Below are 26,100 nucleotides of genomic sequence, written 5' to 3' on the forward strand. Positions count from 1 at the left end.
CGCGACCGCGCGGCGCGGCTTGACGGCGCGTCGATCTCCACCATGCATTCCTCCTGACGCACGCGCCTGCGCACTCGAGCATCGCCTCGAACGGCCGGGCGCGACGAGACGGGGGATCCATGGCCGACCAGATCGCTTTTCCGGAGCTGTTCCGTCCGAGGGGCCGCGCCGAGCCGCACTCCATCTACGCGCGCATGAGGGACGCGGGGCGCATTCATCGCCTCATCCAGCCTCGCCTCAACGTGCCTGTCTGGACGGCGACGCGCTACGACGACTGCGTGGAGCTCCTCAAGGATCCGCGCTTGATCCGGGATTCCCGCAAGCTCCCCGCCGAGCTGCGCGCGCGTTACCGCCCGCTGGGCGAACGCTCGATCCTGCTGAATCAGCACATGCTCGAGGCCGATCCGCCGGATCACACGCGGCTCCGGGGCCTGGTCCAGCGTGCCTTCTCGGTGAGGACGATGGAGGGGCTGCGCCCGCGCATCCAGGCGATCGCGGACGAGCTCATCGACGCCGTGGTGGACCGGCGTCGCATGGAGCTCGTGGCCGACTTCGCGTTTCCGCTCCCCATCGCCGTGATCGCCGAGCTCCTCGGCCTCCCGCTCGAGGATCGCGACCAGTTCCGCCGGTGGACCAAGATCATCCTTGGCGCCTCGGGCGATCTCGCGCTCCTGGAGCGCGCGATGCCCGCGGTGGAGGAGCTCGAGGCGTACCTCGCGGCGCTCCTCGCGGCGCGCCGCAAGGCCCCGCGCGACGACCTGATCGGCGCGCTCCTGCTCGCCGAGGAGCAGGAGCACAAGCTGAGCCCGGCGGAGGTCACGAGCATGGTGTTCCTGCTGCTCGTCGCAGGCCACGAGACCACGGTGCACCTCATCGCGAGCGGCGCGCTGCTCCTGTTCTTGCACCCCGAGGAGCGACGGCGGCTCGAGGGGGATCCCGGGCTCATCGGCTCCGCGGTCGAGGAGATGCTGCGCTGCGAGGGGCCGGCCGAGCTCTCGTCGATCCGCTGGCCGCTCGAGGACATCGAGGTGCTCGGCGCCCGCGTGCCGGCGGGAGAGGGGATCGTGGCGGGGCTCCTTTCGGCGAACCGGGATCCGGAGCACTTTCCGGATCCCGACCGCTTCGACATCTGCCGCTCGCCGAACCGGCATATCGCCTTCGGGAGCGGGATCCACTTCTGCCTGGGCGCCACGCTCGCTCGCATGGAGGCGGCCATCGCCCTCTCGACCCTCCTCCGGAGGCTCCCGCGGCTCGAGCTCGACATCCCGCCGGACGAGATCGACTGGGGCGAGTGGGCCTTGCTCCGCGGCCCGGCGGCGATGCCCGTGGTGTTCTGAGGGAGGGCGACAGGAACAGCGCTTCACCGGCCCCCGGGATCGCGCTCCCGGGGGGCGGCGCTCAGCCCGCCGAGCGGGCCGTCCGGGCGTAGGCGCGCAGCACCTCGGCCACGCTCCACGCCTGGGCGACGCACCCGCGGGGCGTGAACGGCGGCTCGGCGTCGAAGATCTCGCTGATCGACCCGGCGCAGGCCTCGTCGAGGTGAGGCGTGAAGCCCGCGAGGAGGCTCCGCGCCCCGGCGAGATCGGCGGGGTACACCTTCAGCCAGGCGTCGATGAAGGGGCCCATCAGCCACCCCCACACGGTGCCCTGGTGATAGGCCATGTCCCGCGCGCGGAGATCGCCGAAGTACTTTGGCTTGTAATCCGGGTGCCCCGGGGCGAGCGACCTGAGGCCCACCGGCGTCCAGAGCCGCTCCTTGACCTGATCGACGATCCCCTTCCAGCGGGCGGGGTCGAGGACCGGGTGCGGCAGCGAGATCGCGAAGATCTGGTTCGGCCGGAAGGCGTCGTCGGTGCCCTGCTCGCCGTCGATCAGGTCGTAGAGATGGCCCTGCTCCTCGCACCAGAAGCGCCGGTTGAACGAGGCATTGACCTGCTCGGCGGCCGCGCCGTAGCGCCCCGCCGCGCCGTCGCCCTCGGACTCGCGCACCCAGCGCTCCATCAGGCGGAGGGCGTTGTACCAGAGCGCGTTGATCTCCACGGCTTTCCCCCGGCGGGGCGTGACCACGTAATCGCCGACCTTGGCGTCCATCCAGGTCAGCTGATAGCCCTCTTCCCCCTGGCGGACGAGGCCGTCGTGCGGGTCGACGCGGATCCCGAAGCGCGTCCCGCGGGTGTGGTGCTCGACGATATCGATCAACGTGGGGAGGATGAGCCGAAGCGTCTCGCGATCGCCGGTGGTCGTCAGGTAGCGATCGAGCGCGTGGAAGAACCAGAGGGTGGCGTCGGCCGTGTGGTAGAGCCCGTCGTTCTTGCCCTCCGGGAACATGTTGGGGATGAGCCCATCCTTCACGTAATGGGCGAACGTGCGCAGGATGTAGCCCGCCTCGGTGTGGCGCCCGGTGACGAGCGTCAGCCCCTCCAGGCTGATCATGGTGTCCCGGCCCCAGTCGGTGAACCAGTGGTAGCCCGCGATGACGGTGCGCACCTCGTCCCCGGCGGCCCGGGCGCGCGCGGCGTCCTCGACGCGGCCCGCGGGGGTGATGAGGAACTGATCGGCGCCGAGGATGAGCTCCGCCGGCGGCCCGGAGCGCAGCTCGGGCGCCGCGGCGAGCAGGAGCCGGGTCCGGCGCTTGCGCTCGGCGCGCTGCACCTCGCCCGTGGTGAGGGCGTTGATCATCTCCCAGGGCTCGGTGGACGCGACAAGCGTCACGCTGCCGGAGACCGGGAGCTCGAGGCTGAAGCGGCCAGGGCTGTAGAACTCGCCGACGGCGTCGTATCCGCGGCTCTGCTCGATCCGGTAGCGGACGTTGCGCAGCCGGGCGCTGTCGATCCTGAACTCGGCCCGGGCGCCCTGGACCTTGAGCCGGAGCGGCGGCAGCTCGCTCGGCGACGCGAGCTCGTAGCGATCCTCGATCACGGTGAGCGCATAGGGGCCCGCCACCGGCCGATCGAGCGCGCCCTCGTGAGGGCGGAAGTTCACCCACGGCTGGAGCTCGATCTGGACCGGCCCTGCCCCCTTGAGGAGCGTGTACGTGACGTGGACCGTGTTCTGCCCGTGGGGCAGGAGCAGGCGCCGCTCGAACATCATCCCCGCGCCCTCGTAGCGCCACACCGGGAGCCCGGCCTCGAGGCGGAACTCGGCGAGATCGATGACCTGCGCGGCGCTGTCGTCGAGCCAGGGCTCCTGACCGCCGACCTGATACGCCTTGTCGTCCGAGGTGCGGATCCGGGTCGACAGATCGCTGAGCATCATGGTGCGGCCGAGGGGGGCCGGCAGCGCGGAGATCAGCAGTCCATGGAAGCGACGGGTCACCGCGCCCGAGATGGTGCCCGAGGCGTAGCCGCCGAGGCCGTTCGTGACGAGCCATTCCCGCGTGAGCGGGTCCGACCCGTGCTCGGCGTCGTCGTGCGAGGCGGGGCCGGTGCCCCGGGACCAGACCATCATCCGGCAGATCTCGTCAGCGTACATGCTTCTTGGGCTCCTCGGGGCGAGGGTTGGCGCTCGTCTTCTCGGGCAGCGGCGTGCCGACCACGGGGTGCAGGAGGATCGCCGCGTCGCCCGGGATGTGGACGCCCTCCTCGGCGATGACAGGTGGACTGCCTTGCCCCCCGTAACGGGGGGATTCGCTGGACCACAACGTCTCCCAGCGGCGCCCCGGCGGCGGGGCGATGAGCGGCTCCGGCAAGGACTCTCGATGGATGTCCCGCCCGAGGTTGACGAGGAGCAGCCGGTCGTCGCCGTCGTCGCCGAAGTAGCGGACGAGGAACGCATGGGCCGAGAGGACGGCGCCGTCGACGCCGCGCGGGCGCTGGGCCCGGATCACCGGATCGCGCCGGCGGAGCGCGATCAGGTCCTCGTGGAGGGCGTAGATGCCGGCGTTGCGCTCGCGCTCGGAGAAATCGAGCTTGCAGCGCTCGAACGTCCGCGGGTCGTCCGGGGCGTCGAGCTGCGAGCTCACCTCGGGCGCGGCGCAGGAGGGGAACTGCGCCAGGAACTCCGCCCTGCCCTTGCGCACGAGCGGGGCGAGATCGGGGTTGTGGTCCGCGAAGAACAGGAACGGCGCCGAGGACCCGAACTCCTGCCCTTGAAAGAGCATGGGCGTCCCGGGGGCGAGGAGCAGGAGGGCCGACATCGCCCGGACCTTCCCCGGGCACGCGAGGTGAGAGAGCCGCTCGCCCCTCGCCGTGTTGGCGACCTGATCGTGGTTCTCCAGGAAGAGGACGAAGCGGGCGGGATCCGCGTCGAGCGCGGGGGTCCCCCGCCGCTGCTTCTGCCACCTGTAGCGCTGCCCCTGGAAGAGAAACCCCCACTTGAAGGCGGAGATGAACTCCTGAGGGGAGCCCTCGTGATCCGTGTAATATGCCTCGTTGTGGCCGGTGAGCGCCACCTTGGCGCTGTGGTGGAAGTCGTCGTTCCAGATGGCGTCGAGCCCGTAGCCGCCCCGATCCTGAGCGCGGATCAGCCACTCTTCCTGGGACTCGTTCTCGGCCACGATGAACGTCTCCTTGTCCCCCGCGGCCTCCCGGACGCGGCGCGCGATCGCGGCGAGGATGTGGTCCTTCGAGCTGTCGTAGATGTTCTGGGTCGCGTCGACCCGCAGGCCGTCGAGGTGGAACTCCTCGATCCAGTAGCCGGCGTTGGCGATGAAGAACTCCCTCACCGCCCCGGATCGCGGGCCGTCGAAGTTGATGGCCGCGCCCCAGTCCGTCTTGTGGCGATCGGTGAAGTAATCCTTGGAGAACTGACCGAGGTAATTGCCGTCCGGGCCGAGGTGGTTGTACACGACATCGAGGATCACCCCGATCCCGGCGCGGTGCGCCGCGTCGACGAAGCGGCGAAAATCGTCGGGGCTGCCGTAGAGGCGGGTCGGCGCGAAGAGGCTCACGCCGTCGTAGCCCCAGTTGAAGCGGCCGGGGACCTCGGCGACAGGGAGCAGCTCGATCAAGGAGATGCCGATGCGGGCGAGCTCGGGCAGCTCGCGGGCGGCGGACTCCCAGGTGCCCTCCCGGGTGAAGGTGCCGATGTGCATCTCGTAGACGACTTGCCCCTTGAGCGGCGCGCCCCGGAAGGCCGCGTCGCTCCACGCGAACGCGCCGGGGTCGATCACCTCGGAGGGCCCGTGCGGCCCTTCCGGCTGCGAGCGCGAGGCGGGATCGGGCGTGAGCTTCTCGTCGTCGTCGAGCCGGAACCTGTAGCGGGTCCCGGCCGCGGCCGCCTGGACGAGCCCGGCGAAGTAACCGCCCTCCTCGGGCCGCAAGAGGGCGGTCTCGCCGCTCCCCGGCCCCGCCTCCAGGACGACCTCGACCCGGCGCCTGGTCGGCGCCCACACACGGAAGTGCGCTCCTTTTGCGGCGAGCACCTCTGCCCCCACGGGCAACCGTCTCTCCGTCTTTTTATCCGGCATTGCCATTCATTCTAGGCGGAACACACGTGACGTCCAGGACCGATAGGCGCGACGGCCCCTTTTGCAGTGGCTTTTGCTCACCTGGCTCCTCTGGCGAGCGCGACCGTGCCTTACGGAGTCGCCTGAGAGGGATCGGGGATCAACGGACGATGATAGGCGGCACAGACGAAGTGGACAGCTTTGCTTTGCACAGGTCCATGTGTTCTGGAGCTCGTGCCTGCCTCACCCCTTCTGGCGGGCTCCGGGCGGAGGAGAGCGTCCGATTCGCCTCATCGATCGAGCGCCGAGAGGAGCCGAGAGGGATGGACTGACAGGCTTCCGCGATCACGGGTGGGCGATGACCACGAGCGTGCGCGCGCGCCGGAGCACGCAGCGCAGCGCTTGCGCCAGCGTCTCGGGGTCGAGCGCCGCGAAGCTCTCGTCGAGCACGACGACCTCGGCGCCCTGGAGCAGCGCGCGCGCGATGTAGAGCCGGCTCCGCTCGCCGTGCGAGAGCTGCCAGCCCGTCTCGCCCACCACCTGCTCCAGCCCTCCCGGCATCCGGCCGAGCAGCTCGCCGAGGCCGAGCTCGCAGCAGATCGCCTCGGCCTCCGCGAGGTCGTCGGGCCTCGGCGGCCAGCGCCTGCCCATGAGCAGGTTGTACGCGAACGTCCCGGAGAGCACGTAGTTCTCGTGGAACTGCGGCGCCGCGGCCACGCGACGGCGCCACGCGGCCGCGCCCAGGACGTGGCGATCGAGCCCGTTCAGCAGGAGCAGCCCTGCGTCGGGCGCGCGCAGCCCCGAGAGCAGGGCGCTCAGCGTCGACTTCCCTCCCCCCGAGGGCCCCTCGAGCAGGATGCGGTCGCCCGCCGCGATCCGCAGCGAGACGTCGATCACCGCCGGGCGAGCCCTGCCCTTGTGCCGGAAGGACAGCTCGTGCGCCTCCAGGACCGGCGCGCGGCTCTCCACGTCCGGGCCGCCCGCGGCCCCCGGCGTGGGGGGCGGCGTGCGCCCCGCGTCGGGCGGCAAGGGCGGCGGCGGTGTCCCGCCGCGGGCGGCCGCCTGGAAGAGCGTGGAGACCTGCTCCCACGCGATCGCCGCGCTGGCGAGGCTCGACAGGCCGGCCGATAGGCCCTGGAGCGCGCGGCTCGCGAGCAGGACGCCCCCCAGCGCCACCGCGTACGCCGCGGCGGAGCCGGAGCCCGCGAGGAACGGCGGCAGGAGGCCGGCGATGCCCGCGATGAGCCAGCCGCGCGGCATCAGCGCGCCGATCTCGATCTGGCTCCGGTCGAGCTCGCGCGATCGCAGCAGGTACTGGGCGAGCGCCTCGTCCTCGCCGTGGTGCCAGCGGCCGTGGCGCTCCTGGGCGAGGCGGGTCCGGTGGCCGACGAGGCGCTCGATCAGGTCGTGGGTCATCGCGAGCCGCGCGGAGGTCCAGCGCGCGCGCCGCCGGTAGAACCGCGCGCAGAGCGCGACGACAAGGACCGCCCAGGCGGCGAGCAGGACCGCGTGGAGCGCGCCCGCCGCGCCCTGGGCGAGCACGGCCGCCGCCGCGACGAGCTCGAAGGCCGACGCGACGGCCGCGACGCCGCCGCCCATCGCGAGCGCCTCGATCGCCTCGGACTCGATCACGCGGCCGAGGAAGCGGCCTGCGCCCTCGCTGCGCACCTCCTCGGCGTCGAGCGCGAGCGCGCCCGAGAGCAGGCGCTGCTTGATCAGGGCGCTCACGTCGATCGCGACCACGCCCGACAGCCACGACATGAGCTGGCGCAGCGGAACCACCGTCGCGAGCAGCAGCGCGCCGGCGAGGAGCCACCCCTCGTCGAGGTGGTCGTCGAGGATGCTGCGCCCCACGGTCATCCACACGAGGATCCAGAGCGCGTAGGCCGAGGCGTGGGCGGCCAGCAGGCCGAGCAGGCGGCGCGGGACCCGCGCGGCCGCGATCTGCCGCCGGAACGAGGCGCCCGGCGGCAGGCGCAGGCTCCAGATGCCGTCGAGGATCACGGGCCCGAGGCGCTCGCGGAGCAGGGCCTGCCGCGCGCGGCCGCGCCGCCGCGGCCGCACCCCTGCGCGCGCGAGGACGCGATCGACCTCCGGGAGCACCTGCGCCTCGAGCGGGCGGGAGATGCGGCGGGTGATCGCCTCGACCGGCACGCGCGCCGCGGAGCGGTCGGCGCGGAGCACCGAGAGCTCCCGCCCCCTGCGCCCCACGACGGCGAGGAAAGTGGGCGTCTCACCGCCGCGCAGCCACACGAGCGCTGGCGCGACGCGCAGGAGCGCGGCGTCGACCTCGTCGTAGCGCGCCGCGATCGGCTCCGCCTCGACACCGAGGTAGCCCGCGGCCTGATCGATCCACGCGCCGAGCGCGTCCGCGCTGCGGAGGTGTCCGGCGGTCGGGATGGGCGCGGCGACCGCGCGCGGGCTGAGGCCGCCCTGCAGCGCGAGCGCCTCGATCGCGTCGCCGAGGCGTTCTGCCGGCCACTCGAGGGCAGCGAGCGCGTCGACCGCCTCGCCCGGCCGCGGCCGCGCGCCCCACCCACGTTGCGCCTCCGCTCCGTCCGGCGGAGCTCCCCCCCCGTGTTCCGCCGCCGCCGTCACCTCCGCTCGCCCTCGGCCGGCGCTCCCGCGCCCTCGGCCGGCGCTCCCGCGCCCTCGGCCGGCGCTCCGGCGAGCCGCCCGCGAGCGACCGTCACCCGGCGCCACCCGCCGCTCGACCAGAGCCCTCGCTGCACGGCCGCCTCGGCCTCCAGCAGCGCGCGGTAGCGCGAGCCGGGGCGCGCCGCGAGCTCGGCGGGCGCCCCGTCCTCGACGACGCGCCCGCCGTCCACGACGAGCACGCGCTCGAACGAGCGTGTCTCGCCGACGTCGTGGGTGACGCACAGGAGCGTCGCGCGACGAAAGCGCCGTCGCGCCGTGGCGAGCAGCGCCCGGCGGCGCTCCCGGTCGAGGCCGCGGAACGGCTCGTCGAGGATCGCGAGCCGCGCCTCGCCCCGCAGCATCGCCCGGCCGAGGCGCACGCGCTGCCCCTCGCCGCCCGAGACGAGCCCTCCGCCCTCGCCGAGCAGGGTCTTCTGCCCTTCGGGCAGCCGCTCCAGCACCTCGCGCAGCTCGGCCTCGTCGACGACGGCGCCGAAGTCGGCCGCGTCGTCGGGCGCGCCGTAGCGGAGGTTGTCGAGGAACGACCGGTTCCAGATCTGGACCGCCGGGTCGACCCACGCGGTCTCCTCGCGCAGGGCGCGCACCCGCTCGCCGTCGAGCGGACGGCCGTCGACGAGCACCCTGCCCTCGCTCGCCCGGTGCCACCCGAGCAGGACCCCGACGAGGCTCGACTTCCCCGCGCCCGAGGCCCCCACGATCGCCACGTGGCTGCCCGCCGCGATCCGGAGATCCACCCCGTCGAGGATCACGTGACCGGCGGCCTGGATGCGCACGCGCTCGAAGGCGATCGCGCAGCCAGCGCCCTCGGCTCCGGCCCGCGCCGGCGGCGCCGAGGTCGCGGCGGACGCGTCGCCGGCGCGCGTCTCCTCCGGCGCGCCGAGCGGCTCGAGCAGGCGCAGCGCCGTGTTGCGGTGCGCCGGGTACTGGAGCAGCGCGCTCGCGAGCGCCTGCCCGATGGCCGGCAGCGCGAGCGCCCAGTAGAAGAGCAGGAGCGCCCGCGAGAGGGCGCCCCCGCGGGCGAGGAAGTCGCCGAGGATCCACGCGGCGAGCGCGAAGCCGAGCAGCGCCTGCGCCCCGTCGACCGCGAGGGCCGCGCGGAGCAGCGCGCGGCCGGCGAGCGCCCACTCCCCGAGCAGGCCCGCGTGCTGGCGCCGCACGGCCCGCTCCGCCGCGTGCGCCCGGATCGGCACGAGGCCGAGGAGGGCGTCGAGGTAGAAGCTCGTGAGCGCGCCGGCGTGGGTGCGCACGCGCAGGTCCCGCTCGATGAGGACGCGGTTCCCTGCGAACGGCAGCGCCAGCGCGAGCAGCGCGCACGGCACGGCGAGGCGCGCGCTCGCGGGATCGACCCAGACGATCGCGGCCGTGGTGACCGCGAGGTCGAGCGTCGAGCGGGCGATCTGGCCGCCGAACGCCGGCAGGGTGCGGAGCACGTGCAGGCTGTGGCCGCGCTGCGCCATGTCCGAGGCCGGGCGGCTCTGGAAGTAGCGATCGCCGATGCGCGGGATCTTCGCGAGGAACGACATCCGCAGCCGGACCTCGAGGTGGCGCCCGAGCCGGATCACCCCCGTGGCCAGCGAGAGATCGATGGCGAGCTCCACCGCGAGGAACAGGGCGAGGGCGCCGATGGCGGCGAGGCGCTGCTCGAACAGCGCGAGATCACTGGAGATCTGGAGCAACCCACGAAAGAGGAGGCTCTCCAGCACCACCGTCGCGACGCTGAGCAGGAGCGCGCCGGCGAGCACGGCGGGCGTCAGCAGCCCGTCCTCGCGGAGCATCCGGAGGAGCTCGCGCCCGGGCCGGACGTGGGGCTCCGCGAGGGCGGCGGCGAGGTCCGGGGGGAGGCGCACCTCGCTCGGAGGGGGCGTTTCCTCGGGGGCCTGGGACGCCGACGCGGCGGCCGGCGACGCGCCGCCGCGAGCCGCCGGGGCGCGGGCGTGGATCGGCGCACGGCGCCCGCGGATCCGCACGAGCACGGCGCCCCGCGCGACGACCCGCTCCTCCCCGCGCGGGCCGGCCGGCTCGGGGCGCGCCGTCCAGAAGGTGGGCGGGATCCTCTCCTCCCGCGCGGACTCGGGGCCCTGCTCGAGCAACGCGCCCAGCACGCGCGCGGCCTCGCGACCGCGGCCGAGGCCGCCGGAGCGCACGAGCGACGTGACAAGGCGCGCGCTGGCGTCGAGCGCCGCGATCGCGCGCCACCCCGGATCCGAGAGCGCCGCCTCGAGCGGCTGCGTCCCCGCGCCGAGCCACGCGAGCCGTCGCCCGAGCGGCCGCGTGAACCCGTCGCTCGTCGCCCAGGCGCGGAAGTCGGCCGCGGAGAGGGGCAGCTCGTGCTGGTAGAGCTCGCCCTCGAGCTGCCGTCGCGTGACCCAGCGGCGCCCGGTGCCCGGGTCCATGACCTGCACGAGGCCGCCGTGCCGGCGCCAGAGCACGACGATGTGGAGCGGCCCCGTCGACTGCCGCACGATCGCCAGGGCGGGCAGCGCCTGGGCCTCGTCGAGCAGCACGTGCTCGGGCGGGACGAGGATCTGCTGGGCCACGAGCCCGAGCTGCCCGGCGAGGTCCTCCAGGGTGTCGATGGAGGTGCCGTCCACGTCGGTCTGGCAGGCCTCGCGCAGGCGCCCGTAGCTCACGCCGATGCCGAAGCCCTCGAGCACGGACTTGAGCGTGGCCGGCCCGCAATCCATCGCCGAGGTCTGCACGACCTCGGGCGCGAGGAGCCTCCGCCGCGGGCTCGACGCTCGGCGACGGGGATCGGCGTTCGCTTGTCGCTCCGGCGCGGATCGGGGATCGGCGTTCGTCGTCCCCTCCTTCACCCGCCCGCTCCGCCGCGGACCCTCACGATCTGCCCCGCAGCGCGCAGCACGAGCGAGGCAGGCGAGACGCGCTCCATCTCGATGACGACGCTGCCGGGGAGCCCGTGCTGCATCGGGATCGGCGACGCCGGATCGGGGCGCACGCCGAGCTCCACGCGGATGCGGCCCTCCTGCGTCTCGCTGGCGACGCGGTCGACGGTGGTGGACAGGGTGCCGTACTCGGTCCACGGGAACGCATCGAGGCGCAGGCGTCCCTCCTGCCCCGCGCGGATCCGTCCGACGGACGACGGCGGGAACTCCGCGATCACCCTGAGCTCGCCGGGCGGCACGACGGCGGCCACGACGTCGCCTTCGCGCACGAAGGAGCCGGCCCGCAGCACCGCGATGTCGCCGACCCGCCCGGCGATCGGCGAGCGGATCTTGCGCCGCTCGATCTCGGCGAGCAGCGCCTTGATCGTCGCCTCCAGCACGAGCCGCTCCCCCTCGAGCGTGGCCGCCTCGCGGTCGAGCCGCGCGAGCTCTGCCTGCTGCTCGCTCTGCCCGGCGCGCCGCTCGACGTAGGCCCGCGCGGCGGCGCGGTCCAGCGCCTCGGTCGCCGAGCGCCTCGACTGCGCGTCGGCCGCGAGCCGCGCCGCTTCAGCCTCCGACACGAGCCCGTCCTGCCGCAGGCGCACGGCCCGCTCCGCCTCGAGCTCCTGGAACCGCGCGCCCGCCTCGGACTCCCGCAGGCGCGCCTTCGCCTCGCCGACGTGCGCGCGCGCCGCCTCCTCCCCGTCGCGCAGCGCCCGCGTCCGCGCCGCGATCTCGGCCCGGAGCGGCCCCACCTGCCCTGCGATCGCCGCGAGCCGGGCCTGCTTGTCGTCGATCTCGCGGCGGAGCGGCTCCACGTCGAGCGCGATCAGGACGTCGCCCGCGGCGACCTCGGCCCCGAGGTCGAGGTGGACCGCGGCGACCTTCCCGTCGAGCGGCGCCTCGACGCGGTGCGCCGCCTGCCCCACCTCGAGGCGCGCGCTCACGCTCGCCTCGTACCGTCCGACGCGCGCGAGGAAGAACCACGCGAGCCACGCGCCGAGCAGGACCGCGCCGATCGCGACGCCGGCGATCGAGCCGCGGTGGCCGTCGGTGGCGATCGCGTGGATCGAGCGTGAGAACCCGGCGGGCATCGGTGATTGCGTAAAGATACACGAGCGAAGCAGGCTCAGGAAGTCACGCCCATCGCCCGGGTGAGGCGATGAACATAGCAAAAACTTAACGTGCGCGGCGGGGCGATCGGGTGAATCCTGTCCTCGGCGGCTCCGCCGCAAGGCAGTACATCCTTATTGGAGGTTTCCCATGGCTGATATCGATCGTGATCCCGAGCAGAACGAGCAATCGGAGCAGGTGCCCTTCTTCGCTCGCTTCCTGGAAGATCAGAAGCGCATCCGCACCGGCGTCAAGGCCGGCGGTGGCTTCGCGACGAAGAAGTACCCCTCGGACAGCGATGAAGTCACCACGATGAAGTACCCGTCGGACGGCGACGACGACTTGCCCTTGAAGTAAGCCCCGAACGGCGCGCGGTGGGTCGCTGGAGTCGCTGGAGTCGCCGGCTCAGAGCGGCGCTTGGTCACGCGTAACCAAACGCAACCAATCTTAACACTATTCAACACAGCTGAGCGCTCTCGGCTGCAAGACAACCGCAGCAACGGAATCAGATCGCCGCAATCGTGCCCAAATCGTGCCCAGGGTATCCGCGGGCTTGCCTCCCCGCCTGGTTGCTCTTTAAATTGGCTCTCTTGTCCTCGGCGGCGTCGCCGCCACAGCAACCTGGAGGTTTCCCATGGCTGATACCGATCTCCGTGAGCCCGAGCAGCAAGAGCAGAAGAATGACGCCGAGGCGGTGCCCTTCTTCGCTCGCTTCCTGGAGGATCAGAAGCGCGTCCGGACCGGCGTCAAAGCCGGCAAGCCCACCGCCCAGACGCTGAAGTACCCGTCCGACCAAGAGGATGGCCCCATCTTCACCACGCTGAAGTACCCGTCGGACGGCGACGAGGCCTGAGCGTCGCATGAGCCGCCCGCGCCCGTGCGAGAGAGGCATCCTGACGTGACGACCGCGGACGCGAATGTCCTCCTGGTCTCACATTCGCAGGACGACTTCGGGATCGGGCGCGTGGCGGACGCGCTGCGGCGGCGCGGCGCTCGCCCCGTCCGCCTGAACGTCGACCGCTTTCCTCGCAGCATCACCCTCTCGACGGCGCTCGGGGCCGGCGGCGTACGCCGCCGCTTGGAGGACGCCGGGGCCGCGATCGGCGGGGAAGAGATCTCCGCCGTCTGGCTCCGGCGCCTCTGGGCGCCCGACCTCGGCGAGGGCATCCCCGAGGAGTACCGCGCCGCCTGCGTGCGCGAGTCGATGGCGGCGCTGACCGGCTGGCTGCGCGGGCTCCCCGCGCGGCGATGGATCAACGAGCCGGCGGCCGAGGAGCGCGCCCACGACAAGCTGCGCCAGCTCGCGGCGGCGGCGTCGGTCGGCCTGCGCATCCCCGAGACGCTGGTGACGAACGACCCGGCCGAGGTCCGCGGCTTCTTCGCGCGCCTCGGCGGGAACGTGGTCGCCAAGATGCTCACGCCCTTCTCGACGAGCCTCTCGGGCGGCGCGCCCTTCGTCTTCACGCACGCCGTCGCGGAGGCCGATCTCGACGCCCTCTCCGGCCTGCGCCAGAGCCCCATGGTCTTCCAGGAGCGCATCCCCAAGGCGCGCGAGCTGCGCGTCGCCTGCGTCGATGGCCGGTGCTTCCCCGGCGCGCTCGACGCCTCCCTCTACGAGTCGATCGCCGTCGACTGGCGCCACCCGGACGTCACCCACGCCGGCATCCGCTGGGAGCAGGACGCTCTCCCGCGCGACGTCGAAGCGCAGCTCGGCGCGCTCCTGCGCGCCCTCGGGCTGGTCTTCGGGGCCGTCGATCTCATCCGGACGCCGGACGGGGAGCACGTCTTTCTCGAGGTCAACCCCGCCGGCGAGTGGGGCATGCTGGAGCGGGATCTCGGCCTGCCGATCGCCGATGCGCTGGCGGAGGCGCTGCTCGCTCCGACGGAGAACCCGTGACAGTCCTCATCATCACGCACAGCGAAGACAACGAGTGTATCGCCCGCGTCGCCGACGCGATCGCCAGGCTGGGCGGCCGGGCCTTCCGCTTCAACACCGACGCTTTCCCGCACGGGGCGCGGCTCGCGCTGGCCTCGGGGCCCGGGGCGGGCCGCTCCACGCTGAACACCGAGGAGGGCGAGCTCGATCTCGGCGACGTGACCGCCGTCTGGTATCGCCGGGTCGCTCACGGCCGCGGGCTGCCCGCGTCGATGGACCCGCAGCTCCGGAGCGCGTCGGTCCAGGAGGCGAAGCAGACCGTGGAGGGCATGCTGGCGGCGCTCCGCGTCCCGCAGGTCGACCCCTTGCCTGCGGTGCGCTTCGCGTCGAACAAGCAGGTGCAGCTCGACATCGCCCGCGAGGTCGGCCTCGACACGCCGCGCACGCTCACAACCAACGACGAAGGCGCGGCGCGGGCCTTCGCGGCGACCTGCCCGGGCGGGGTGATCGCCAAGATGCTCTCGTCGTTCGCCGTCTACCGCGACGGCGAGGAGCACGTGGTCTTCACGAACGCCCTCGGGGCCGAGGACCTCGCGGACATGCGCGGGCTCTCGCTCTGCCCGATGACCTTCCAGGAGAAGATCCCGAAGGCGCGCGAGCTGCGGGTGACGGTCGTGGGCGAGCGCGTCTTCTCGGCCTCGATCGACTCGGAGGCGGCGCCTGGGGCCGAGGTCGACTGGCGGCGGCAGGGGCTCGAGCTCATCGACGCGTGGCGCAAGGACGCGCTCCCGCCCGACGTTGAGACCGCGGTGCTCCGGCTGATGGATCAGCTCGGCCTCAACTACGGCGCCCTCGACATCCTCCGCACGCCGGACGGCCGGCACATCTTTCTCGAGGTCAATCCATCCGGCGAGTTCTTCTGGCTGGAGCGGACCCCCGGGCTCCCGATCAGCGAAGCGCTCGCCGAGGTGCTGCTCGGCAAGGCGCCGCGCCGCGGCTCGTGGAGCGCCTTCCTGCACGCGCCCGTGACGCAGCACCGCTGAGCCGCGCGCTCGGCACAGCCCGCCCGCCGCTTCCGGCACAGCCCGCCCGCCATCTCAGCGGACGGGCAGCGATCGCGCCGGCTCGCGCCGCGTCGCGCCGCGTCGCGCCGCGAGGAGCGCTTGACAACGCGCCGAGGTTTCGCACTTGCTATCCGTTCAGGGGAGGGCACAGCCCCCTGCGTTCAGCGGGCGACCTCGTGAAGATCCTAGAGCTCCACCTCCTCGCGTTCGGTCCCTTCACGGATCTCCGGCTCGACTTCTCCTCGCCGTCGCCGGGCCTCCACGTCATCTACGGCCCCAACGAGGCCGGCAAGAGCACCGCGCTCCGGGCGATCCGCGGCCTGCTCTACGGGATCCCGCACATCACGCCCGACGCCCACCTGCACCACAACACCGATCTCCGCGTCGGCGGACGGCTCGCGGGCAGGGGCGACGCGGCGCTCGCGTTCGTCCGCCGCAAGGGGCGCGTGAAGACGCTCCGCGATCCGGACGACAACCCCCTCGACGACGCCGCGCTCGCGCCGGTGCTCGGCGGCGTGACGGAGGAGCTCTTCCGGACCTCCTTCGGGCTGGACCACGAGACGCTCCGGCAGGGCGCCGAGGCCCTGCTCCAGGGCAAGGGCGACGTCGGCCAGAGCCTGTTCGGCGCGGGGCTCGGCGGCCCGGGGCTGCAGCAGCTCCTCGCCAAGCTGCGCCAGGAGGCGGACGAGATCTTCACGCCCCAGGCGAGGACCCGCCCGCTCAACGAGGCGATCAAGACCTTCGAGGAGGCGCGCAACCGCGCCAAGACCGCCGCGCAGCCGCCCGCGGACTGGACGCGCAAGCGGCAGGAGATCGACTCGGCCAGGGCCGAGCAGGAGCGCGTCGACGCGGAGCTGCGCGCGCTCCGGGCGACCGACAAGCGGCTCCGGCGCGCGCTCCGCGTGCTCCCGCTGCTCGAGGCGCGGCGCGCGATCGCCGGCCGGCGCGCCGCCCTCGGCGACGTCGTCCTCCTGCCCGAGGGCGCGCAGCGGGATCGCGAGGACGCGCAGGATCGCGCCGCCGACGCGGCCGCCCAGGCGGAGCGGCTCCGCGCCGACATCGAGGAGCTCGAGGCCCGCCACGCCGCGCTGCACGTCCCCGCGTCGCTCGCCGAGCTCGATCCGGGCGTGATCGACGGCCTCGTGACCCGGCTCGGGAGCCACCGCAAGGCCGCCGTCGACCTGCCGCGGGTCCGGGCGGAGCTCCACGGCATCGAGGAGGAGGCGCGCGCGATCCTCCGCAGGCTCGGGCGGGACGCCTCGCTCGTCGGCGGCGCCGAGCCCGAGCGGCTCGAGGCGATGCGCGTCGACGTCGCGACCGAGGCGCGCATCAAGAAGCTCGCCCGCGAGCGCGGCGCGGCCCTGGCCAAGCCGCGCGAGGTGGAGCGGCTGCTCTCGGCGCACCGCGCGCGGCGCGACGCCTGCGTGCGCCGCCTCGCCGAGCTGCCGCCGAGCGAGGACCCCGCCCCGCTCCGGGGCGCGCTCTCGCGCGCGCAGAAGCAGGGCGACCTCGATCACCGCCTCCGCGAGGCGGCGACGGCGGCGGCGCAGCTCGCCCGCGAGGCCGGCGCGCAGCGCGACAGGCTCGGCCTCGGCGGCGCGCCGGCGGGGCGGGCGCTCTCCACCGTCGAGGCGAGCGCCCTGCCCGTCCCGCTCCCCGAGACGGTCGATCGGGCGGCGGCGCAGTGGGGCGCGATCGCGCGCGAGCGCGAGCGGCTCGGCGAGCGCACCGCCGAGGTCGAGGCGCGCCTGCGCGAGAGCGCGCGCGAGATCGACGCCCTCCAGCGCGCCGGCGCGGTGCCCACGGAGGCCGACCTCTCCGAGGCGCGCGAGCGCCGCGACGCCGTCTTCAAGGCGCTGCTGCGCGCTCTCCAGGCGAAGGGGAGCGCCCGCGCGGCGGCGGCGATCCACACCGCCTCGCTCTTCGATCTCGGCGCCGACGTGGCCGCCTCGCCCGGCGCCGGGCGCAGGCCGACGCTCTCCGCGCCGGGCGACGCGGCCGCGCGCGGGAAGGCCGACGAGTACACCGAGCGGGTCCGCGTCGCCGACGCCCTGGCCGATCGGCTGCGCCGCGAGGCCGACCGGGTCGCCCGCCTCGCGCGGCTGCTCGCGGACAAGGCGCGGGCCGATGCGGATCAGGCGCAGCTCGCCGCGGAGCGCGCCGCGCTGGCGCGCCGCGGCGAGGAGGCCGAGGCCGCGTGGCTCGAGCTGTGGCGGCCCGCGGGCGTCGCGCCGCGCTCGCCCGAGGAGATGCGCGGCTGGCTCGGCCGCCACGTGGGCCTGACCGCCACGGTCGACCGGCTGCGCGCGGCGGAGGCGGAGGCCGAGGCGCTGCGGGCCCGGATGCAGGCGCACGCGGCCGAGCTCCACGCGGCGCTCCAGGGCGCGCGCGCCGCGTCGGGCGGCGCGCGCGGGGACGTCGCGGACGCGGGCCCGGGCGCCGACGTGAGCGGGCCGCTGGAGGACGCGGCCGCGCGCCTCCCGGCACTCGTCGAGGCGGCGGAGCAGGAGCTCGCGGCCATCGAGGGCGCGGCCCGCGAGCGCCGCGAGCTCGCGCGGGAGCGCAAGGAGCTCGATCGCGAGCTCGAGGACCTCGAGCGGGAGCGGGCCGAGCACGCGCGCGCGCTCGATGCGTGGCGGGCCGAGTGGGCGGAGAGCGTGCGGCTGCTCGGCCTGCCCGGCGACGCCTCCGCGGACGAGGCCACGGCGATCCTCGACGAGCTCGGCGCGCTGTTCCGCAAGGCGGACAGCGCGGCCCACGAGCGCCGCCGGGTGCTCGGGATGGAGCGCGACGCCGCGGCGTTCGGGGCCGACGTCGCGGAGCTCGCGGCCCGGCACGCGGCGGATCTGGCCGAGCTGCCCGAGGATCAGGCCGCCGATCAGCTGATCAAGCGCCACCACAAGGCGCGCGCCGATCTCCGCGAGCGCGGCGAGATCGCGCAGCGCCTGGCCGAGAAGCGCCGCGAGCGGGACCAGCAGGAAGCGCGCCGCGCGGCCGCCGAGGCGCGCCTCGCGAAGCTGTTCGAGGCGGCGGGCGTCGCGCGCGCGGGCGACGCCGCCGCCGACCTCGCGGCGCTGTCCCTGGCGGAGGAGCGCTCGTGCGAGGCGCGCCGGCTCGACCGCGAGCTCGTCGAGAACGAGGGCAAGCTCCTCGAGGCGGGCGAGGGCGCGGGCGTCGCGGCGCTGGAGCAGGAGACCGCGGGGGTGGAGCGGGACGCGCTCGCGCTCGAGCTCGACCGCGCGGAGGAGCGGCTCGCGGCGCTGGAGGACGAGCGGCGCCGGATCGACAGGGCGCTCGGGAGCCTGGAGCAGGAGCGCGAGCAGCTCCGGGCGACGGTGGGCGCCGCGGAGGCCGCCGTGGAGGCGCAGATCTGCCTCTCGCACCTGCGCGGCGAGGTGCGCCGCTACGTGCGGGCGCACCTCGCCGCGGTGCTGCTCGAGCGGGAGATCGAGCGCTACCGGGAGCGCAACCAGGGCCCGATCCTGGCGCGAGCGAGCGCGCTCTTCCATCGCCTGACGCTGGGCGCCTTCGCCGGCCTCCGGGTGGGCTACGACGAGAGCGAGCAGGCGATGCTGCGCTGCGTCCGCGCGGCCCCGCCGCCGCCGCCGGACGCCGCGGCGGAGCCCGCGAAGGCGCCGGTGCAGCGCGAGGTGGACGTGAGCGGCCTGAGCGACGGCACGCGCGACCAGCTCTACCTCGCGCTGCGCCTCGCGAGCCTGGAGCACCATGCCCGGACGGCCGAGCCGATGCCGCTCATCCTGGACGATCTCCTGATCCATTTCGACGACGACCGCGCCCGGGCGGCCCTCGCGGTGCTCGGCGAGCTGACGGCGACGACACAGGTGCTGTTCTTCACGCACCACGCGCGGCTCTGCGAGCTCGCGCGCGAGGCGGTGCCGGCCGAGGTGCTCCGCGAGCACCGGCTGCGGTAGAGGGCCTGAAAAGAAATTCAGAGGTCTTCTTTCTTTTTGCGCCTTGGCGCCTTGGCGTCTTGGCGTTGAACTCTCCTCACGACGTGAACAGCCAGGCCATGCTCGCCGCGCCGATCAAGAAGATCGCGGCCGTGAAGATCAGGATCGCCGTCCTATCGGGCCGGTAAGCCCCGCGCTCGATATCGCTATACGCCCTCAGATACCGCACCGCGGCCCACGCCATCAGCGCCATCCCGAGCAGGACCATCCCCGCGCCGAGGCCGACGACCTCGCGCAGCAACGACCGCGATCCGACCTGCGCGGCCCCGGGCGCCGTCTCCAGGAAGTACAGGCTGAACCTGTTGAGCGTGATACCGAAGCTGAGCAGCGCGATCGCCGTGCGCACATAGGCGAGGTGCGTCCGCTCGTTGGCCATGTGCTCCCGCGCGTAGGCCTCTGTCCGTTTCACGCTCTCTTCGACGGGCATGGTGGACTGCCCTCCTCACCGCACCGCGCGACAGCCGCTCATTCCCGGCTGTACCGGTCGTCGAACCATGGATACGCCGTGTTCGAGTAACCGCGGACCTCCCAGAACCCCGGCCGATCCACCGCGCTGAACGTGATCCGCTGGATCCACTTCGCGCCCTTCCAGGCGTAGAGCTGGGGCGTGATCATCCGCACCGGGCCGCCGTGCTCGCGCGGCAGCGGCTTGCCCTCCCAGGTGTGGACGAGCAGCACGTCGGGCAGCATCGCCTCCTCGAGCGCGACGTTGGTCGTGTAGGGGGTCTGGGTGCCGGGCGCGATGTCGCTCGCCTCGATCAACACGAAGCGCGCTTCCGGGAGCGGGCGCGCGCGGTCGGCGAGCTCGGCGAACCGGACGCCGATCCAGTGATTGTCCATGCGGCTCCAGGTGGTCACGCAGTGGAAGTCCGACACGTCGAGCGTCTGCGGCAGCTCCATGAACTCCTCCCAGGAGTAGGTTCGCGGCGCCTCGCACAGCCCGTCGACCCGGAGCTGCCAGCGCTCAGTCGGGATGTCCGGCGTGTCGCCGAGGTCGAGCACCGGCCAGTTCTTCACGTCGCGCTGCCCGACCGGCAGCTTCGGCATCCCGTGCCGGTTCGGCGGCCCGCTGCCCGCCGGCGCGACCCCGGCGAAGACGCCCTTGCCGCGCGCCGCCTGCCGCTCGGCGAACGCCTGCCTTCGCTCGATCAACGACCTCGTCCGCTGCCCTCCGTCGTCCCCCATGACATGACCATGGCGACGGCCCGACACGCCTGCAAGCCCGGGCTCACCCGCCCTTGCGCCCCGAGAGCTCCACCGATGCGGAGTCCACCGACACCGAGGTCGGGGGGCCGAACTTCTTCACCTGAACGGTGACGCGGAGGGCCGGTGTGTCGTCGAGCACGCACGCGATGATGCGCTCGGCGAGCGTCTCGAGCAGCTTGTACGAAGCGCTCGTGCCCGCCTCGACGACGAGGCTCGCCAGCCTGTCGTAATCGAACACCCGCGCTCGCGCGTCGGCGCGGGGCAACAAGGCGACCGGGAGCTCCACCTCCAGGCACACCGCGAAATCCTGGGGCAGATCGCGCTCGGCGCGGGACGCGCCGTGCTTGGCGCGAAAACGGATGCCGTCGAGGCGGATCCGATACGTCTGGATCGCAGACTCCATCAGCGCCCCGTAGCATGCCTTCCGGCCGGCTTCCGCCGAAGGATGCGCGGCCGTGGGCTCGCCCGCTCGCGCGGCCCTCCCGGCGCGCCCGCGCGCGGCCGCCGCGCGCAGGCCGCGGCCCCCGTCAGAGAGGCCGCTTGAAGCACACGGCGTCGATCTTCGCGGCGAGCTCGCTGCGCAGGAACTGCACCGGCTCCCAGCCCTCTTGACCGAACCGCTTGAGGACCGGGTTCCATCCGGACGCGCTGGTCACCTCGAGGACCTGGCTGTCGATGACCTGCGCCGTCTCGGCATCCACGCACCGCACTTCCCATCGGGGCGGATCGGTCCCCGCGTGGACCGGCGGCACAAGGAAGCGCGGCGCGATGTACGACGCGGAGCAACCGAAGAGAAACGCGACGGCGATGGCTGTCCCGGAGCTGAGCTTCGGCATGAGCAATCCTTTCCTGCGAGGTCGACTCGCGAAGGCGTATCGGCGCTTCGTGCGCCACGTCAACAAGGAACGGCGTGCGCGGGGGCGCGAGAAGCGGCGGACCGCCGCGCATGTGCCGCGCGCATGACCGAAGATCTCGCCGCTCGCGCCACCTCCGGCGCCATGGGCGCAGGGCGCCGCAATGCGGGGCTGACGCCGCCCGGAGAGGGCGCCGGCCCGGCGGCGCGAGCCGACCGCCCTACCGCTTGCGGGCGAGCGCCTCCCGATCCTTCACGATGAGCCGCCGCCCGGCCACGTCGAGCACCCCCTCCTTCCGCAGCGCCCCGAGCGTCAGCGTCACCGTCTCCCGGGTCGAGCCGATCACCTGCGCGATCTCCGCGTGAGTGATCGGCGCCGAGATCAGCGTCCCGCGCGGCGTGGGCACGCCCCACCGCTCCGCCGCGTGCAGGAGGAACTCGGCCAGCCGCCCCCCCACGTTCTTGAACAGCATCGACTCGATCCGGTCCTCGGTCTCCCGCTGCCGCGCGACAAGCAGCGCGAACACCGCCCCCCCGAGCCCCGGGTGCTGGGCGCAGAGCTCGCGGATGAGCGCGAGCGGCACCCGGACCACCTCGGCCTCGTCCATCGCGATGGCGCGCTCCGTCCGCGTCTCCAGCCCGCCGAGGCACGACTCGCCGAGCACGTCGCCCGTGCCGCGGTAGCTGAGCGGGAACGCAGCGCCCGCGTCGTTGACGCGCTCGACACGCGCCCGGCCCCGGCCAAGCACCACGAGCGTGTCCGCAGGGGCGCCCTGCTCGAAGATCGCCGCGTCGGACGCCACCACCTCGAGCACGGCGGCGTCCGTGACCGCATCCCGCACCGCGCGGTCCACGTGCGCGAAGAGCGAGGAGAGCCGGAAGGCGCGCGCCACCCGCGCCTTCACGGGATCAGTCGGATGGCGCCCGGCATCCGGCGCGTACTGGGAATCCAGATCGCTCACAGGGTGAGCAAAAGCGTAATCCATACTGCGTAGGTTGGCACACAGGAATCCCCTGGAGCCGGGGCACTCTTCGCGCTGGCGTGAGGCGAGCGGGCGGCGCGCTCAGCGTCCGTCGCGGTCGAGCCGAACGACGATGTCCCGGTCGAGCGCGCCGTCCGCCGCGCGGGCGAACTGCTGGAACCGCGGGTAAGCGTCCGGCTGCACGCGGCCCGCAGGCAGCTCCAGGAAGCGGTCGAGGAGCAACGCGCCGCTGTCGACGCGATCGTTCACCCGCACGGTGCGCCCGTCGTTGTCCGCCGCAAACGGAGCGAGCCGCGTGGCCACGCGCGCGCCCGGGGGGAGCTTGACGCGGAGCCGCACCTCCGAGCGGGTCGCGATCTGCTCGGACAGGTAGAGCGGCGTCTCCCGGACCGGCAGGCTGGCGAGGGTGGCCACGCGCACGCCGAAGGGGGGCGAGAGGACGAGCTCCGGGCCCTGCGCGCGCGCGAAGCCCGCGGCCGCGATCTTCATCTTCAGGGTGAGCGGCCGGTCGATCTCGGTCAGCTCCTTGACCTGGATCTCCTGGAGCCGCGCCCCCGGCACCATCTGCGGCAGGAGCCGCGACTCGACCGCGTCCCTGAGCTGCGCGTCGGGGAGCGACTCCAGGGCCGAGCGCAGCGCGATCGCGAGCTTGCCCTCGTAGCGCTGCTCGATCGCCAGCGACGCCGAGCCGTCCCTGGCCACCTCGGCGACGCCCTCGGTGACCACGCCGTCGTGCGCGCCGGACGAGGGCGTCACCTCGCGCGGCGTCCCGGGCCGCAGCACGATCGCCGGCTGCCCGCGGAGGGAGCTCGGCAGGTAGCCGTACGGCGCGAACTTGTCGCGCACGAACATCCAGCGGACCGCGCTCGCGCCGGGCTTGTCTCCGGTGTCGATGCGCACCGCGAGCGCGTTGAACGTCTCGGCCTCGCTCATGGGCCCGCGCGGCGGCGCGGTGAGCCGGTCGCTCACGACGCCGTAGCCGGCGTCGATCCCGACCAGGCGGCACAGGTAGAGGAACGCCTCGGTCCGGTTGCCGCTCTTGCCGATGACGACGCGGCGGCCGTCGTTCTCGCGCCCCTCCTCGACGTTGGCGAGCACCCACCGGTAGATGCGGCGCGCCTGCTCGTCCTTCGACGGCGCGGCCGCCCCGGCCTCGCCGCCCGCGCCTGCCGAGCGGCGCGCGGCGGCCTTCCCCGCCTCGCCGCCGCCCGCGGCCGCGCCGGACGCGCCCGGCGAGAGCGGCGTCCGCGCGATCGACCGCGCGATGCGCACGAGCCGCGGGTCGCGCGGCGTCTCGTCGGCGGCCGCGTCGACCATGCGCGCGATCGTGCTCTCCAGGCGGATGCCCCAGCCGACGCGGAGGTTCGGCAGGAACTCCGCCATCGGCGCGCTCGCCGGCTCCTCCGGGAGCGCGGGGCTCTTGTCGACCCGGTAGCGGCGGGTGACGAGCGCGCCGGACTCGACGATCTCCGGCGCGGGGACCGGGCCGGAGACCTCCACGTCGAGGGGCCGGCTCTTCGGCGACACGATGATGAACTCGCTCCGCCAGTAGGGGACCTTCTCCTCGCGGAAGAACCAGCGCGGCCCCTGGAACGTGAGCCCCCCCTGGCCGTCGCCGCGCAGGACGAACAGGTTCTCCACCTCGATGTAGTCGCCCACCTCGAGGTGCGGCATCGTCACGGTCGGCTTGTCCTCGATGAACTCCGGCTCGTGGATCGACCCGTCGCGCTTGACCGTGCGGAGCTTGAGCACGAGCCCGTCGGGCACGCGCTGCTCGGCGTGCTCCTGGATCGCCTCGCGCGACTGGACCCGGATGATCTCGTGCTGGAGCATCCGCGCCGAGCCGTCCTCGTGGACCCACATGGCCGCGTAGTCGAGCACGCGCGCCGCGGTGCCGGGCATGACCTCGCCCGAGGCCTCGTGCTCGGCGATCACCTTCTTCGAGTCGAGCCGGTAGGGGCTGAGCTCCGTCGTGCCGTCGAGCAGCTCGATCGCGTCGCGCAGGCCCGCGGTGTCGGCGCCGGTGCGGATCGCCTCGATGAGCGCCTTCTGGAGCGCGCCGCGCTCTCCGCGGGCGAAGCGCGCGTCGGCGAGCGCGAGGCGCGCGTCCGCGTCGTCCGGCGACTTCGCGAGCGCGCGCTCGACCTGCTCGAACGACTCGGCGCGCTTGCCGGCGCGGGTCAGGAGGTCGACGATGCGCAGCGCGATGTCCTTGCGGTCCCGGCGGGCGGAGCCGAGGCGCTCGAGCTCCTTGATCGCCGCCGCGTAGTCGCGCCGATCGATCGCCCGCTCCAGCTCGATCTCCGCGTCGGGGTCGAGCCCCCGGATGCGCGCGGCGAGCGCGTCCGCCTGCGCGATGTGCCCGTCGGCGTCGTAGATGCGGAGGAGCGCGCCCAGCACCTCGACGTCGTCCGGGAAGCGCGCGGCGGCCTCCTTCACGGTGCGGACCTGCTCGACGCGCCAGCCGAGCCGCGCGTACATCGCGGCGAGCGTCTTCAGGAGGTCGGGCACCTCACGAAATCGGTCGCCGAGGGCCTCGATGGTGCGGGTCACCTCGGCCAGGCCGGCCTTGTCGGCCTCCTCGAGCGCGAGCCAGAAGCGGGGATACCAGAGCTCCGGGTCCTTCGCCGCGGCGCGGGCGCGCACGTCCTTCACGAGGTCGCGCCCGTCGGACGGCGGGAAGATCGGGTCCTTCTCGAGGAAGACGGCCTGCGCCGCGAGCGCGGGGCCGGTGGCGCGCGCCGGGTCGGCCACGAGCGGCTCGATCAGCACAGCGCTCACGTCGTCCTGGCCCTCGAGGTGCGCGATGGTCGCGGCGAGGTACCGGGAGATCGGATCCTCCACGTCGCGCTCGGGGCGCGGCGCGCCGCGCAGGCCGAGCGCGCGCGCCACCTTCGGCGCGGGCTGCGGCGGCACCCCGAGTGCGGTGAGGAACGGCTCGATGGGGTTGGGATCGGGGAGGACCTCGGGCGGGAAGAGCGAGGTGGGGGGCGTCGGGTCGGCGGACGTGGTCACGCCGAGGGGCGTGCCGTCCGGCGCGAGCAGCCGGATGGAGGTGTCGCCGCCCGCGACGCGGGCGAGGATGCGGTGCCGGCCGGGGCCGAGGCGCAGGCGCGCGCCGAACCGGGGCCAGATGCCCCACTGCTTCGTGTCGCGCGTCAGGACCTCGACGTCGTCCACGAGGACGGCGAGGGCGCCCTGGACCGCGATGATCAGCTCGCGCTCGGCGGGCAGGTCGACGAAGGTCTCGACGTAGAAGATGCCTCCCCTGGCGCTGCCCTCGCCGCGCGCGTCCGGCGTGACCGCGGAGAGCTGGCAGCCACGGCGCTCGGCGCCGAGCACGCGCGGCGCGTCGGCGCGGCGGGGATCGCGCGGGAACACGGGCGGCCAGGGGCCGGCGCGCTCCGCCTCGTAGCGCACGCGGTGGTCGCTCTCGGCCAGGTGGCCGAACGGGCCGGCGAAGCGGGCGTTCTCGATGCACCCGTAGCGGCGCGCCGCGAGGTCGATGAGCGGCACGGCCGGCGCGGCCCCGCCCGGGTGCGCCGCGGCGGCCGCCTCGTCGGGCAGCCCCTCGAGGCTCCACCACTCGACGAGCTCGCCCCGCGCCCGCCAGCCGAGGTTGCCGGGATGGTCGATGGCGCGCAGGACGACCTGGCGGGACTTCTTCCAGAGGCCCACGACGCTGGATCGCAGCCCGAGCAGGTGGTTCGCGGCGAACCAGCCCACGAGGGGGGCGTCCGGGTGCGCGCTCACCCGCGCCGCGTCCAGCGCCTCGAGGTAGGCCGTCGCTGCGCGCGCGTTGCGGCCGTGCGCCTCGTCGTCGATCGCGCGCCCCAGCGACGCGAGCAGCGTCTTCGCGCCGATCCCGTCGAGGCGCTTGCGCGCCGCCTTGACCCCCGCGGGCGTGCCGCCTGGGACGAGGAGCTCCCCGAGCAGCCAGCGGCCGACGACCTCGCCGTCGGTCGAGTGCGCGCCGGCGTCGCGGAGCGAGGCGATGGGGTCCGGCGCGCGGGGCGCGGTGACCGCGCTGCAGGCGCCGAGCGCGAGGGCCAGGGTGGCGGCGCCGGCGAGCCGGAGGAGCGTCGAGAGGGGGCGAGGTGCGCGCATC

General features: G+C 74.0%; 17 protein-coding genes. 6 read left to right on the forward strand and 11 right to left on the reverse strand.

Going from position 1 to position 26,100, the window contains the following annotated elements; translation table 11 throughout:
* Nucleotides 1-119 precede the first annotated feature (119 nt).
* Nucleotides 120-1,337 carry a cytochrome P450 family protein gene (locus WMF36_RS37465; protein WP_437575612.1) on the forward strand — a complete coding sequence of 406 codons (1,218 nt, stop codon included), beginning with the start codon at nt 120-122 and terminating at the stop codon, nt 1,335-1,337.
* Nucleotides 1,338-1,398: 61 nt separating this feature from the next.
* Here WMF36_RS37465 and WMF36_RS37470 read toward each other — a convergent pair whose 3' ends face one another.
* The 5 genes from WMF36_RS37470 to WMF36_RS37490 form a co-directional block, all read right to left on the reverse strand.
* Nucleotides 1,399-3,471 (reverse strand): amylo-alpha-1,6-glucosidase, encoded by a 2,073-nt coding sequence (locus WMF36_RS37470; RefSeq protein WP_437575613.1) that lies wholly within the window; start codon nt 3,469-3,471, stop codon nt 1,399-1,401.
* Entirely contained in the window at nt 3,461-5,407 is a 1,947-nt protein-coding gene (treZ, locus tag WMF36_RS37475; RefSeq protein WP_437575615.1) for a malto-oligosyltrehalose trehalohydrolase, read from the reverse strand. Before treZ ends, WMF36_RS37470 begins: the two co-directional genes overlap by 11 nt.
* A gap of 324 nt (nt 5,408-5,731) precedes the next feature.
* On the reverse strand, nt 5,732-7,984 hold the full coding sequence (locus WMF36_RS37480) for an ATP-binding cassette domain-containing protein (protein ID WP_437575616.1): 2,253 nt from the start codon (nt 7,982-7,984) through the stop codon (nt 5,732-5,734).
* On the reverse strand, nt 7,981-10,857 hold the full coding sequence (locus WMF36_RS37485; protein WP_437575617.1) for an ATP-binding cassette domain-containing protein: 2,877 nt from the start codon (nt 10,855-10,857) through the stop codon (nt 7,981-7,983). Before WMF36_RS37485 ends, WMF36_RS37480 begins: the two co-directional genes overlap by 4 nt.
* Nucleotides 10,854-12,020: an HlyD family secretion protein gene (locus WMF36_RS37490; protein WP_437575618.1), complete on the reverse strand. Its 1,167-nt coding sequence runs from the start codon at nt 12,018-12,020 to the stop codon at nt 10,854-10,856. Before WMF36_RS37490 ends, WMF36_RS37485 begins: the two co-directional genes overlap by 4 nt.
* 169 nt (nt 12,021-12,189) lie before the next feature.
* Here WMF36_RS37490 and WMF36_RS37495 point away from each other — a divergent pair, with 169 nt between their 5' ends.
* From WMF36_RS37495 to WMF36_RS37515, 5 genes are all read left to right on the forward strand, one after another.
* Nucleotides 12,190-12,396 (forward strand): microviridin/marinostatin family tricyclic proteinase inhibitor, encoded by a 207-nt coding sequence (locus tag WMF36_RS37495; RefSeq protein ID WP_437575619.1) that lies wholly within the window; start codon nt 12,190-12,192, stop codon nt 12,394-12,396.
* A gap of 277 nt (nt 12,397-12,673) precedes the next feature.
* Nucleotides 12,674-12,892, forward strand: coding sequence for a microviridin/marinostatin family tricyclic proteinase inhibitor (locus WMF36_RS37500; RefSeq protein WP_437575620.1), 219 nt, complete (start codon nt 12,674-12,676; stop codon nt 12,890-12,892).
* Between the two features lie 45 nt (nt 12,893-12,937).
* Nucleotides 12,938-13,936 carry an MvdC family ATP-grasp ribosomal peptide maturase gene (locus WMF36_RS37505; RefSeq protein WP_437575621.1) on the forward strand — a complete coding sequence of 333 codons (999 nt, stop codon included), beginning with the start codon at nt 12,938-12,940 and terminating at the stop codon, nt 13,934-13,936.
* The gene (locus WMF36_RS37510; protein ID WP_437575622.1) at nt 13,933-14,958 is read left to right on the forward strand and encodes an MvdD family ATP-grasp ribosomal peptide maturase; all 1,026 of its coding nucleotides are present in this window, start codon (nt 13,933-13,935) and stop codon (nt 14,956-14,958) included. Before WMF36_RS37505 ends, WMF36_RS37510 begins: the two co-directional genes overlap by 4 nt.
* Nucleotides 14,959-15,155: 197 nt before the next feature.
* The gene (locus WMF36_RS37515; RefSeq protein WP_437575623.1) at nt 15,156-18,911 is read left to right on the forward strand and encodes an AAA family ATPase; all 3,756 of its coding nucleotides are present in this window, start codon (nt 15,156-15,158) and stop codon (nt 18,909-18,911) included.
* Nucleotides 18,912-18,987: 76 nt separating this feature from the next.
* On the opposite strand, the gene WMF36_RS37520 is transcribed toward WMF36_RS37515, so the two are convergent.
* The 6 genes from WMF36_RS37520 to WMF36_RS37545 all read right to left on the reverse strand — a co-directional run bounded on the left by WMF36_RS37520 (nt 18,988) and on the right by WMF36_RS37545 (nt 26,099).
* Nucleotides 18,988-19,377 (reverse strand): YidH family protein, encoded by a 390-nt coding sequence (locus WMF36_RS37520; RefSeq protein ID WP_437575624.1) that lies wholly within the window; start codon nt 19,375-19,377, stop codon nt 18,988-18,990.
* Between the two features lie 38 nt (nt 19,378-19,415).
* Nucleotides 19,416-20,135, reverse strand: a complete 720-nt coding sequence (locus WMF36_RS37525) for a molybdopterin-dependent oxidoreductase (RefSeq protein WP_437575625.1) — start codon at nt 20,133-20,135, stop codon at nt 19,416-19,418.
* Nucleotides 20,136-20,178: 43 nt separating this feature from the next.
* Entirely contained in the window at nt 20,179-20,559 is a 381-nt protein-coding gene (locus tag WMF36_RS37530) for a dihydroneopterin aldolase (RefSeq protein WP_437481101.1), read from the reverse strand.
* Nucleotides 20,560-20,683: 124 nt separating this feature from the next.
* On the reverse strand, nt 20,684-20,992 hold the full coding sequence (locus WMF36_RS37535) for a hypothetical protein (protein ID WP_437481104.1): 309 nt from the start codon (nt 20,990-20,992) through the stop codon (nt 20,684-20,686).
* A gap of 238 nt (nt 20,993-21,230) precedes the next feature.
* Nucleotides 21,231-21,971 (reverse strand): Crp/Fnr family transcriptional regulator, encoded by a 741-nt coding sequence (locus WMF36_RS37540; RefSeq protein ID WP_437575626.1) that lies wholly within the window; start codon nt 21,969-21,971, stop codon nt 21,231-21,233.
* 102 nt (nt 21,972-22,073) lie between these two features.
* A complete protein-coding gene (locus tag WMF36_RS37545; protein ID WP_437575627.1) occupies nt 22,074-26,099 on the reverse strand; it encodes a hypothetical protein in 4,026 nt (1,341 codons plus the stop codon).
* Nucleotide 26,100: the final 1 nt, after the last annotated feature.

It is taken from the genome of Sorangium sp. So ce887, assembly GCF_051521455.1.
Taxonomy (GTDB): domain Bacteria; phylum Myxococcota_A; class Polyangia; order Polyangiales; family Polyangiaceae; genus Sorangium.

Bases quoted from the DNA above. Each gene is read 5' to 3' on its own strand.
- WMF36_RS37465 (WP_437575612.1), top strand. From the start codon at position 120: ATGGCCGACCAGATCGCTTTTCCGGAGCTGTTCCGTCCGAGGGGCCGC.
- WMF36_RS37470 (WP_437575613.1), bottom strand. From the start codon at position 3,471: ATGTACGCTGACGAGATCTGCCGGATGATGGTCTGGTCCCGGGGCACC.
- treZ (WP_437575615.1), bottom strand. From the start codon at position 5,407: ATGCCGGATAAAAAGACGGAGAGACGGTTGCCCGTGGGGGCAGAGGTG.
- WMF36_RS37490 (WP_437575618.1), bottom strand. From the start codon at position 12,020: ATGCCCGCCGGGTTCTCACGCTCGATCCACGCGATCGCCACCGACGGC.
- WMF36_RS37495 (WP_437575619.1), top strand. From the start codon at position 12,190: ATGGCTGATATCGATCGTGATCCCGAGCAGAACGAGCAATCGGAGCAG.
- WMF36_RS37500 (WP_437575620.1), top strand. From the start codon at position 12,674: ATGGCTGATACCGATCTCCGTGAGCCCGAGCAGCAAGAGCAGAAGAAT.
- WMF36_RS37520 (WP_437575624.1), bottom strand. From the start codon at position 19,377: ATGCCCGTCGAAGAGAGCGTGAAACGGACAGAGGCCTACGCGCGGGAG.
- WMF36_RS37525 (WP_437575625.1), bottom strand. From the start codon at position 20,135: ATGGGGGACGACGGAGGGCAGCGGACGAGGTCGTTGATCGAGCGAAGG.
- WMF36_RS37530 (WP_437481101.1), bottom strand. From the start codon at position 20,559: ATGGAGTCTGCGATCCAGACGTATCGGATCCGCCTCGACGGCATCCGT.
- WMF36_RS37535 (WP_437481104.1), bottom strand. From the start codon at position 20,992: ATGCCGAAGCTCAGCTCCGGGACAGCCATCGCCGTCGCGTTTCTCTTC.
- WMF36_RS37545 (WP_437575627.1), bottom strand. From the start codon at position 26,099: ATGCGCGCACCTCGCCCCCTCTCGACGCTCCTCCGGCTCGCCGGCGCC.